General features: G+C 59.0%; 10 protein-coding genes. 5 read left to right on the top strand and 5 right to left on the bottom strand.

Going from position 1 to position 10,502, the window contains the following annotated elements; translation table 11 throughout:
• Positions 1–589 precede the first annotated feature (589 nt).
• From ACFPM8_RS05335 to hisC, 3 genes are all read right to left on the bottom strand, one after another.
• Positions 590–1,294, bottom strand: coding sequence for an alpha/beta fold hydrolase (locus ACFPM8_RS05335; protein ID WP_378995707.1), 705 nt, complete (start codon positions 1,292–1,294; stop codon positions 590–592).
• Between the two features lie 18 nt (positions 1,295–1,312).
• A complete protein-coding gene (locus ACFPM8_RS05330; protein ID WP_378995705.1) occupies positions 1,313–2,068 on the bottom strand; it encodes a DUF4377 domain-containing protein in 756 nt (251 codons plus the stop codon).
• A gap of 165 nt (positions 2,069–2,233) precedes the next feature.
• On the bottom strand, positions 2,234–3,307 hold the full coding sequence (gene hisC, locus ACFPM8_RS05325) for a histidinol-phosphate transaminase (protein WP_378995703.1): 1,074 nt from the start codon (positions 3,305–3,307) through the stop codon (positions 2,234–2,236).
• Positions 3,308–3,687: 380 nt separating this feature from the next.
• Between hisC and ACFPM8_RS05320 the strand changes: the two genes are divergently transcribed.
• Positions 3,688–4,302: a response regulator gene (locus tag ACFPM8_RS05320; protein WP_378995699.1), complete on the top strand. Its 615-nt coding sequence runs from the start codon at positions 3,688–3,690 to the stop codon at positions 4,300–4,302.
• A 29-nt stretch (positions 4,303–4,331) separates the two neighbouring features.
• Here the strand turns inward: ACFPM8_RS05320 and ACFPM8_RS05315 are convergent, their stop codons facing one another.
• Positions 4,332–5,315 carry a response regulator gene (locus ACFPM8_RS05315; RefSeq protein WP_378995696.1) on the bottom strand — a complete coding sequence of 328 codons (984 nt, stop codon included), beginning with the start codon at positions 5,313–5,315 and terminating at the stop codon, positions 4,332–4,334.
• 106 nt (positions 5,316–5,421) lie between these two features.
• On the opposite strand from ACFPM8_RS05315, the gene ACFPM8_RS05310 reads away from it, so the two are divergent.
• From ACFPM8_RS05310 to ACFPM8_RS05300, 3 genes are all read left to right on the top strand, one after another.
• On the top strand, positions 5,422–6,270 hold the full coding sequence (locus tag ACFPM8_RS05310; RefSeq protein ID WP_378995694.1) for a mechanosensitive ion channel family protein: 849 nt from the start codon (positions 5,422–5,424) through the stop codon (positions 6,268–6,270).
• 319 nt (positions 6,271–6,589) lie between these two features.
• On the top strand, positions 6,590–7,642 hold the full coding sequence (locus ACFPM8_RS05305) for a type II asparaginase (RefSeq protein WP_378995755.1): 1,053 nt from the start codon (positions 6,590–6,592) through the stop codon (positions 7,640–7,642).
• A 316-nt stretch (positions 7,643–7,958) separates the two neighbouring features.
• On the top strand, positions 7,959–8,537 hold the full coding sequence (locus ACFPM8_RS05300) for a DUF4337 domain-containing protein (protein WP_378995692.1): 579 nt from the start codon (positions 7,959–7,961) through the stop codon (positions 8,535–8,537).
• Positions 8,538–8,623: 86 nt separating this feature from the next.
• On the opposite strand, the gene ACFPM8_RS05295 is transcribed toward ACFPM8_RS05300, so the two are convergent.
• Positions 8,624–9,523: a LysR substrate-binding domain-containing protein gene (locus ACFPM8_RS05295; protein WP_378995690.1), complete on the bottom strand. Its 900-nt coding sequence runs from the start codon at positions 9,521–9,523 to the stop codon at positions 8,624–8,626.
• A gap of 228 nt (positions 9,524–9,751) precedes the next feature.
• On the opposite strand from ACFPM8_RS05295, the gene ACFPM8_RS05290 reads away from it, so the two are divergent.
• On the top strand, positions 9,752–10,444 hold the full coding sequence (locus ACFPM8_RS05290; protein WP_378995688.1) for an FMN-dependent NADH-azoreductase: 693 nt from the start codon (positions 9,752–9,754) through the stop codon (positions 10,442–10,444).
• Positions 10,445–10,502 lie beyond the last annotated feature (58 nt).

Here is a 10,502-nt window from a genome sequence, read left to right as displayed (position 1 = left end):
TTTGTGACCTGCGCCTGCACGCCGATCACGAGGGGCCGACCCTCATCTTCAATAAAGCATCGCAGCGGCCGATACTTCGGCTTTTGCGTTCTTGACACACAGCGGCAGACGGTAGGGTTAGCAGACCGGTGCAAGAAGGAAAACCGGCAGCCCGAAGGCTCCCCACCGCCGCCACCCATGGAGGGCGTACGAAGGTGGCACAAACCGCCCTGGGGCGGTCTGTGACTTCTTGCAAACTCAGGCTGCTAAACCTCATCCCTGCCTGTTTAACAGGGACGGAAGCGACTATAGACGCTATCTAACGCCATGGCAATTATTGGCGTCCCGCTATTTTTGGATAGGTCGCCGGTAGGGCGGATGAGCGCAGCGTTATCCGCCGTTGGACGTGCAACATGTAATGGAGTTTGGACCGCATGCGGCGGAAGGCGCTGCGCTTTTCCGCCCTACTTGCTAAGGCAATTATTGGCGTCCTGCTATTTCTGGATATGTCGTTGGTAGGGCGGATGAGCGCAGCGTTATCCGCCGTTGGACGTGCAACATGAAATGGAGTTTGGGCCGCATGCGGCGGAAGGCGCTACGCTTTTCCGCCCTACTTTTGCGAGATCAGCCAATCGGAGAGGATTTGCAGCAGTTGCACCGGCTGCTCCAGCGGCGTCATATGGCCGCAATTTTCGACCACGACCAGGCTGGCATCGGCAATCCGCTCGGCCATTTGCTCAGCCTCTTCGACGCTGCGCAGCTGGTCGTTGCGGCTGGCGACGATCAGCGTCGGGCACTGGATTTTATGCAGGGCGGCGTAACCGTCGCTGCGTACCGCCGACAATTGCCGGATGAAGACTTGCTTACCATTGCGCAGCGCCATCGCCTGGATGCGGTCGAGCAAGGCCTGATCGTCGGCGCGCCCGGGATGCACCGACGAGGCCAGCGTGCGGCGGGTCAAGCCCTTGAACGGCATGCGCCCGGCAAGCTCGATCTGCGCCTGGTTGCGCGCAATTTCCTCAGCGCTTTGGCCGCGGGCCGAGGTATTCAGCAGGGCCAGCGCTATGACCCGCTGCGGTGCTTGGCGCATGATTTCCTGGGCCACATAACCGCCCATCGAAAAGCCGATCAGTACGAAACGCGGCGGCGCGTGTTGCTGCACCCGGGTAGCCATGGCGGCGATAGAGTCGTCCTGGCCCAGATCGCCGAAATGCAGCCGCCCCAGTTGCGACAGGCCGTCACGCATGTCGTCCCACAGGGTTTGATCCAGCATGAAACCCGGCAGCAGCAACAGCTCATGTGACGCGGCGTGCATTTTCAATCCGACGTGGTGTTACTTGGATGGCGCGGCGATACCTTGCTCGACCACCAGGTCCAGGGTCCATTTGACTGAACTGGCATCAGCCGGCGGATTGGCGATCTGCTCTTCCAGGATCCGCAGCCGATAGTCGTGGCCCGGCGTGAATGCGAAGCCATTGATGTCGCCATACCAGAGCTGCCAAGGATCTTCCTTGCGTTCGCGAATCTGGAAACAGGTGGTTTGCATGACGCCGGCGCTACAGGGGGCCTTTTGCGGGGCGACATAGATGAACTTGATTTTGGCGTCGGCACTCGGCTTGTCGCGTGCCTGGAAAACCAGGGTCTGGCCGTCGATCGCTTGCATTTCCAGCTGCGAGCCGGCGATGCGGTAGTGGTTGACCGCCATCAGCTGTTCGAGGAAATCGGCTTCGAATTGCTGCGCTTGTTGCGGGCACGCCATGCGCGTGGTGACCGCTTCGGTAATCGTCAATTGTCCAGGCGCGCGCACCGAGTAAGGCGCGGCAAACTGATTGCAGCCGGCACGGCCGCTGACCCGGCCACGTTCCTTCTCGCGCACGAAGTTGAGGATCACCGGCTTGCCGTTGGTGGCTTGCGGCAGTTGATGGCCGGTCCAGCTGGTCAGCTCCCAGCGCGATGCCAGCAATAGCGGATCGTCGCCGCTTGGTTTCTGGCCGGCGCCGGCACAGGCGGCCAGCGTGATGCAGGCGGCGCCGGCGATGGCCAGGCTACGGCGAGCGCCAGCAGGGATTAGCGATGAAATAAACGTCATGTGGGTTCCGTGTGGTTAATTGACGAACTAGTGGGCACCTCTAAAAACCTACTGCGCGACCCAATCTCGGGGCTGCGATGCTCGCCGTACCTCCGTACGGCTGTGCTTCTCGCCCCGACCTTGGGCCGCTCGCTACGGTTTTTCGTGGTGCCCTAGTGTTGCAGTTTATTGCAAGTGAATCCGCAAGGCATCCAGCAATGTATGGCATGCCGCATCGGTGCCGACCGTGATGCGCAGGAATTGCGCAATGCGCTCGCTGCTGAAGTGACGCACGATGATGCCGTCGCTGCGCAGGGTGGCGGCCAGCTGCGCGGCATCGTGCCGCGGATGGCGCGCAAACACGAAGTTGGCGGCCGACGGCAGCACCTCGAAACCCAATGCCTGCAGACCGGCAACCAAGGTGTTGCGGCTGGCAATCACCGCCTGCCGGGTTTGCTCGAAATGCGCCTGGTCCTGGATAGACGCGGTGGCGCCGACGATCGCCATGCGATCCAGCGGATACGAATTGAAACTGTTTTTGACCCGCTCCAGCGCCGTGATCAAGTCCGGCTGGCCGATCGCAAAGCCGACCCGCAAGCCGGCCAGCGAACGCGATTTGGACAGCGTCTGCACCACCAGCAGGTTCGGGTAGCGCGCCACCAGCGGGATCGCACTGTCGCCGCCGAAATCGACATAAGCCTCATCCACGATCACCACGCTGTCGGGCTGTGCCGCCGCCAGCCGTTCGACTTCCGCCAGCGGCAGCAGGCAACCGGTGGGCGCGTTCGGATTGGGGAAAATGATGCCGCCATTTGCTCCGGCAGTCAGGTAATCGTCGACCCGCAGCGTAAAGTCGGCGGCCAGCGGAATGGTCCGATAGGCAACTTGATACAGACTGCAATAGGTCGGATAGAAGCTGTAGGTAATGTCCGGGAACAGAATCGGCGCATCGTGTTGCAGCAGCGCCTGGAACGCATGCGCCAGCACTTCGTCGGAGCCATTGCCGACAAACACGTGGGCCGGCGTGATGCCGTGCTGCGCGTGGTACTCGGCGATCGCCAACTTCAGCGGCTCGGCGTCCGGATTCGGATACAGCCGCAAGCTGTCGCCGACTTCACGGGCGATCGCGGCCAGCGCCAGCGGCGACGGGCCATACGGGTTTTCGTTGGTATTGAGCTTGACCAGCTTGCTGAGCTTGGGCTGCTCGCCGGGGGTGTAGGGCGTCAGGCGGCTGACGATCGGGCTCCAGTATTTGCTCATGGGAAGTCGCTAAAGAGGGTGGGAGACAGGGATCATGTGCATCTTTGCATCGGCGCATGCACGAACAGGCCATATGTTAGCAAACCGGAGACCGCTAAAGTTTTGGTTTGGCTTGATGCTTGCAATTTACGCATCAGAATACTCTCAAAATAATTCCAGATAGCGCTGATATTTCTATCAAGCATCTTCTCGCATAATACTTAGAGATTAACGAATGAAAATGGCTCTCATTTTCGCTGTCTGAACGTTCGCGCCAAGAACACCTCTAAAGCCGTAGCAAACGGCCCCAAGCCGAGGCAAGCATCGCGGGTCCGAAAGCGGTGCTACCGATGAATCCCGCCGTGCTTGATGTGCTGCATATCGTCAACCTGGAGATAATCATGAAACGTGTCGTTGTTATTGATGATCATCCAGCAATATTGCTGGCTATCAAATACTTGATGGAAAAAGATGGCGAATATGTGATTGTCGCGCAAGCAAAAGATGGCGAAGACGGCCTGCAGAAGATTCGTCAACACTCACCTGATCTGTTGATTATCGATTTGGGCTTGCCGAAACTGGACGGCATCGCCTTGATCGAGGCGGTGCGCAAGCTTGATCCCGACGTCCGCATACTGGTGTTATCCGGACAGCAGGAGTCCCTGTTCGTGTCCAGGACGCTGCAAGCCGGAGCCAATAGTTATGTCAGCAAACAGCAGGACTTGAGCGAGATGTTGAATGCCGCCAAAGCCATCATGGCGGGATTCAATTGCTTTCCATCCACGCCGGAGATCAGCGACGGCGAGCGGATCCGCGACAGCCTGTCGAAACGGGAATTATCGGTACTCAAGCTGTTGGCGCTGGGCTATTCCAACAAAAAGATCGGCGCCGAATTATGCATCAGCAGCAAGACGGTCAGCAGCCATAAAGTGCATCTGTACGAAAAGCTCAACGTCAAGACCCGAAGCGTCGTCTCTTTGGCCGATTTTGCCAAAGCTCATCAATTGATTCCTTGAAATCCGCAGCCCTGACGTCGCTCTTTGCACTACGCCGCCGTCAGCAGGGCTGGGTTTTCCAGCGTGCGATTGACCGTGTCCAGCGCCGCACGCAACTGCTCGTAATGACCTTGGGATTGGAGCGGATCGCTTGCCAGCGCTTGTTCCAGCGCAATACAGGCTGCAATCAGCGAGCTCGCATCGATCAGTTGCGCACCCCCTTTGATTTTGTGGGCCAGTTGCGCTGCTTTGACAGCGTCTTCTGCGCGCATCGCGGCTGCCAGTTCTTCGGCATCGGACAGGTTGGCGGCGAGCAGGGTTTTTAGAAATATACTGCCCATTTCCTGATCTCCGTCCGAAAATCGATGGATCGCCGAGCGGATGCCGCTGCGAAGTGCGATGTCGTGGTCGACCTCGATCTCCGGCTTCGATCGCGCATCGTTGAATCGCAGGCCGGCTTCCCCATGCCTGGTTAATGCGCGCTGCAATTGCTCAAGGGCGACCGGTTTTATCAGGCACTCATCCATGCCGGCCTCGGACGCCAACGCCAACACCTCCTGCCGTGCATCTGCGGTATAGCCGATGATCAAACAGCGGCCCTGCGGTCCCGATTCGCGCCTGCGAATCTCCTTGACCAGCGTGAAGCCGTCCATCTCCGGCATCGAGCAGTCGGTGATCATCAGATCGAAGACATGTTTTGCATGGACTTCAAGCGCTTGCGCGCCACTTTCCGCGGACATTGATCGGATGCCGAGGAACGACAGCTGACGGCTCAGCAGTAAGCGATTGGCGGGATGATCGTCAACCACCAGCGCTATCTTCAGTTTTTTCTGATAGACATGCAGGTTCAGATAATTCAAGGTCGCAACATTCTGCAAGATGGCGTCCACCTTGCCATCTCTGAGCCAATCGAGCAGTGTGAGTGTGCCAGCTGCAGTCACGACCTGCATCCGTGCGCGTATATCCGGGTCTTTGATGGTGTCGAGAGCGGGGGAGCCGGCGACAATGCCGTAGCGCACTGTGGAATCGAACAAACCGCCCAGGGCCTGCTGGTAAGATAGAGCCCCCCCCCCGATTCACACACCAGATTCACACACTGACCAGGTTCGTGTAATTCCATTTCCGCAACAGGAGCTGTCCTTGAATATCTTTGCAATTGATCACCTCACTTCCATCTGGAATTTTTTACTGCAATCGTCGGTGAAATACAGCATCAATGCCGTGCTGGCGATCGTGATCCTGATATTCGGCTGGTGGCTGTCGTCGCTGCTCGCCAACGGCTTGAAGCGCATCATGGTGCGCGCCGATATCGATGCCACCTTGCGCCCGGTAGTGCGCAGCATCGTGCTGTGGATGGTGCGGCTGGTGACGCTGATTGCAGTGCTTGGGCAATTCGGCGTGCAGACCGCCAGCATCGTCGCCATCCTGGGCGCGGCAGGTCTGGCGATTGGCCTGGCGTTGCAGGGCACTTTGCAAAACATTGCAGCCGGCATGATGCTGCTGTTCCTGCGGCCGTTCCAGGTCGGCGAATATATCTCCAACGGCAGCGTTGAAGGGACCGTCAACGAAATCGGCCTGTTCGCGACCAAACTGACCAAGGCCGACGGCATCTGCCTGTTTGTGCCGAACAACCAGCTGTGGAACAGCGCGCTGACCAACTTTAGCCGCCACACCACGCGCCGCATGGATATTCCGGCCGGCATCAGCTACCACGACGATCCGGCGGTAGCGATCCGCGCCTTGCAGGCCATGCTGGCGACCGACGCCAGGATTTTGCCAACTCCGGAGCCGCTGGTGGTGGTCACAGATCATGCCGATAGCGCAATCATGCTGAACATCCGGGTATGGGCCACGACCGCCGATTTCTGGGCGGTGCGCTGGGATATCTGTCAAAAGCTGAGAGCCACGCTAGAGAGCGCCGGCTGCTCGATGCCGTTCCCGACGCGTCATTTGCATATCATGCGGGACCCGGAGTCCGAGGCGGCGTGATCCATGTGATATGGCACGGCATCTGAAAAGACCCTCGCGCGCAATAAATTTCCTAACGGCAATGGTGTCCTGCGCAACAAGCAATCAGTGAGTACACTCCTACGTAGCGTAAGAGCACTCTGTTGCCCTTATGCATAAATTACAATTGATTTTTTTACCAACTTTCCAGTAAAGTGCATGTGCTCGGCCGCGCATCCGCAATCAGGGAGGTGATTTGGTGTGTGACCGACGTAGATTGAATCACAACAACCACTAATCAATCAGGAGATCTATGTTTACTCATAAACTGCAAATACGAAGCGTCAGTTCTTACGCATTGATGATGTTCAGCGCGCTGCTGCTGGCGACTTCATCGGCGCATGCACAAGACGCTCAGGCCAAACTCCCCAATGTGATGATCCTGGCGACCGGCGGCACGATTGCCGGCACCGGCGCCGACACCACCACCACCGTCGGTTATACCTCGGCTACCGTGGGCGTCGACAAACTGATCGCCGCCGTGCCGGAACTGAAAAAAGTGGCCAACGTCAAGGGCGAACAAGTGTTCCAGATCGCCAGCGAAAGCATGACCAACGACCACTGGCTGAAACTGGCCAAGCGCGTCAATACCTTGCTGGCGCAGCCTGACGTGGATGGCATCGTGATCACCCACGGCACCGACACCATCGAAGAAACCGCCTACTTCCTCGACCTCACCGTCAAGAGCCGCAAGCCGGTGGTGATCGTCGGCGCGATGCGTCCTTCGACCGCGCTGTCGGCAGACGGTCCGATCAACCTCTACAACGCCGTGCTGCTGGCCGGTAGCGAGGATGCAAAAGGCAAGGGCGTGCTGGTAGCGTTGAACGACCAGATCAATGCCGCGCGCGAAGTCACCAAGACCAACACCTCCACCACCGACACTTTCAAATCGCCGGAACTCGGCATGCTCGGCTACATGCAAGACAACCGGCCGCACTTCTATCGCCAGTCGACCCGCAAGAATACGGCCGATACCGAATTCGACATCAGCAAGCTGGATGTGCTGCCGCAAGTCGACATCATCTACGGTTATGCCAACATGAACCGGGCCGCGCTGGACGCGCAAGTCAAGGCCGGCGCCAAGGGCATTGTTCAGGCCGGTGTCGGCGACGGCAGCATTGCCGCGCAAATGAAAGAGCCATTGATGCAAGCGCGTAAAAAAGGCGTGATCATCGTCCGCTCCAGCCGCGTCGGCCAAGGCATTGTGGCGCGCAACGGTGAAGCCAACGACGATGCGCTGGACTTCGTGGCGTCCGATACGCTGAACGCGCAGAAAGCACGCATCCTGTTGATGCTGGCGCTGACCAAAACCAACGACACCAAAGAAATCCAACGGATGTTTTATACCTATTGATCGTGTCGTCGCGATGCAAGGCGATTGATACGCTTTGCATGGTGTAAATAACAAGAAGCCAGCTAAATCAAAGTCTGTGATTTAGCTGGCTTTTGTGTTTTTGCTTGTTGGGCGCAGATGCATGCCAGCAAGTCAACTAGCGCCAAGAGTCGGACATTAATCCCGTTGTCTATGGCATGATTTGCGCTATCGCATCAGGGCACCTCGAAAAACCTACTGCGCGTCCCAATCTCAGGGCTGCGATGCTCGCCACGGTTTTTTTGAGGCGCCCGTCAGATATTTTTTTCAACTCATCACCATTCAAAGATCATTCCCCATGGCAGAAGAATTCGAAGTCCCCAGCCCGCACGAACACCATCTGGAAGAAGTCGCCGAGCGCGCGCATGAGAGCCGCGACAATTTCGCCGGCAAAATCGCCGTGATGACCGCGATCATGGCGACCATCGGCGCTTTGTTCAGCTATCAGGCCGGCTCCACCGAAAGCGAAGCCGCGATGAACAAGAACAACGCGGCCATCAAGAAGACCGAAGCAGCCAATCAATGGAATTATTACCAGGCCAAATCGAGCCGGCAAAACCTGTCGGAACTGGCGACCCACATCCCCGGCGTCGACGCCGCGCATTACGGCGCCGAAGCGCAACGCTACAAGGCGGAAAAAGAGGTAGTGCAGAAGAAGGCCGAAGCGCTCGAAGAAGAAGCCAAGGCATGGGATGAAAAATCAGAGTTAGTGTTGCATCAACATCACCGCTGGGCACAGGCCATGACCGCGATCCAGATCGCCATTTCACTGGCGGCGATCACGCTGTTGACGCGCAAGGAATGGCTGAAGAAGGTGGCTTACGGTGCAGCCGGGGCAAGCGTGGTGCTGGGAACACTGGCCTGGTTGCATATCTGATGACAAATCAAATCATTTGGTAGGGTGGAAAAGCGCAGCGTCTTCCACCGAAATGCCCCCAAATCCACCGCAGGCGCCGCGGCATCCTATGCCGCGACCGCCCTCAGCCCGTGCAGCCACTGCCTGACCAGCTGCAGCTGCGGCTCATGCTGGCGCGCCTCGTCGCACACCACGTAGTAACTGCCGGCATCCAGCACCGGGCCGAACGGCTGCACCAACGCACCGCTGCGCAGTTCGGCGTCAATCAGCGCCAAACCCATCATGGCCACGCCCTGACCGGCCAAGGTGGCCTGGATGGCGTGGCTGCCGTCCGAAAAGAACAGGCCGGCCGCGGCATCCAGTTTTTCCAGTGCAGGCAGCTGCGCCTGCTTGGCCCAACGCTGCCAAGTGGCGGGATTGCGGAAGCTCTTCTGCCATGCGAAATGAATCAAAGGGTGGCGCGGCAAATCGGCGGCATCCTTGAGCTTGAGCGCCGGACTACAGACCGGGGCGAAATTTTCTTGCATCAAATGCTCCGCCGCCAAGCCCGGCCATTTGCCGGCGCCGTAACGGATCGCCAGGTCGGCCTCCCTGGCCGCCAAATCCACCGCCTCATCCGACGCATGAATGCGCAAATCCAATCCCGGGCATGCGGCGCGGAAGCTCGCCACATGCGGCACCAGCCAACGCGCCGCCAGCACCAGCGTCACCGACAAGGTCACGACTTGCCGGAGCTGTCCGGCGCGGATCCGCGCCACGCCTTGTTCAAATGCGTCGAACCCCTCCCGCAACGCCGGGTACAGGATATGGCCCTGCGCGGTCAATACCAGCCGCCGCGGCAGGCGTTCGAATAATTTGGCCTGCAACGCCTCCTCCAGCTGCCGCAATTGATGGCTGACGGCAGTCGCGGTGACCGACAGTTCGGCGGCGGCATGCTTGACGCTCATATGGCGGGCAGTGGCTTCGAAAGCCCTCAAGGCGAGTAGGGGAGGCAGGCGCTGGCTCATGGCGGTGTCGGTGTCCGGTGATGGCGGTGGCTAATCGTATGACTTCAAATCTGCTTAAGAAAGCGCTAGCGAGCCGAATGGACTGGCCCGCGGCGAGGAAATTATGCATGAGTTTTGCTCAGCTATATGCGGCGATATTTGTCGTTTGTCGCCATTCCTCGGCACGGCTACAGTGAACATAGCTTCTCGGCAGCAAAAAATTTTCCGACTCTTTTTGAAAGGCATAGTATGGCTCATCTATTGCATATCGATTCCAGCGCCCGCCCCGGACGCTCCGGCAGCGACGCCCACGGCTCGCACACGCGTCGCCTGAGCCACCATTTTGTCCAGCGCTGGCTGGCGCAACACCCGGCCGACACGGTTGCCTACCGCGACGTCGGCCTAACCCCGCCGGCACCGGTCACGGGCGCCTGGATCCACAGCGCCTTCACCCCCGTCGACGCGCGCGAAGACTGGATGCGCGACACGCTGGCGGAAAGCGATGCGCTGGTAGCCGAATTGATCGCGGCGGACGTGATCGTGATCGGCGCCCCGATGTACAACTTCGGCATGCCGGCGCAGCTGAAAGCCTATATAGACAATATCGTGCGGGTCGGGCTGACCTTCGGCTTCGACCGCAACCGCAGCGCTGAACCGTATTGGCCGATGCTGACCGACAAGCCCAGACAGGTGGTGGTGCTGACGGCGCGCGGCGGTTACAGCTACGACGGCGAGCTGGCGCACCTGAACCATGTCGAACCGGCACTGCGCGCGCCGTTGAATTACCTGGGGCTTAGCGACTTTCACTCGGCGGCGATCGAGTACGACGAGTTCGGCGATGCCAGGCTGGCGGCATCGATCAGCCGCGCCGAACAGCAAGTGGATGCGCTGGTGGAAAAATTAGGCGGCACCGTCGAGGCGCGGATCGAGGTCGCCGCGTAGTCAAGACGCCAAGGATGCATGTCCGAAAGCGGCTAGACGGTGCTGGCGGCGAGGCGTA

The sequence above is a fragment of the Paraherbaspirillum soli genome, from assembly GCF_042654985.1.
Classification (GTDB): Bacteria; Pseudomonadota; Gammaproteobacteria; order Burkholderiales; family Burkholderiaceae_D; genus Paraherbaspirillum; species Paraherbaspirillum soli.
This window is presented reverse-complemented; position numbering and strand designations above follow the sequence as displayed.

Excerpts from the sequence above, each read along its gene's own strand:
- ACFPM8_RS05335 (WP_378995707.1), bottom strand. The coding sequence starts at position 1,294 with ATGCACGCCGCGTCACATGAGCTGTTGCTGCTGCCGGGTTTCATGCTG.
- ACFPM8_RS05330 (WP_378995705.1), bottom strand. The coding sequence starts at position 2,068 with ATGACGTTTATTTCATCGCTAATCCCTGCTGGCGCTCGCCGTAGCCTG.
- hisC (WP_378995703.1), bottom strand. The coding sequence starts at position 3,307 with ATGAGCAAATACTGGAGCCCGATCGTCAGCCGCCTGACGCCCTACACC.
- ACFPM8_RS05320 (WP_378995699.1), top strand. The coding sequence starts at position 3,688 with ATGAAACGTGTCGTTGTTATTGATGATCATCCAGCAATATTGCTGGCT.
- ACFPM8_RS05305 (WP_378995755.1), top strand. The coding sequence starts at position 6,590 with ATGATGTTCAGCGCGCTGCTGCTGGCGACTTCATCGGCGCATGCACAA.
- ACFPM8_RS05300 (WP_378995692.1), top strand. The coding sequence starts at position 7,959 with ATGGCAGAAGAATTCGAAGTCCCCAGCCCGCACGAACACCATCTGGAA.
- ACFPM8_RS05295 (WP_378995690.1), bottom strand. The coding sequence starts at position 9,523 with ATGAGCCAGCGCCTGCCTCCCCTACTCGCCTTGAGGGCTTTCGAAGCC.
- ACFPM8_RS05290 (WP_378995688.1), top strand. The coding sequence starts at position 9,752 with ATGGCTCATCTATTGCATATCGATTCCAGCGCCCGCCCCGGACGCTCC.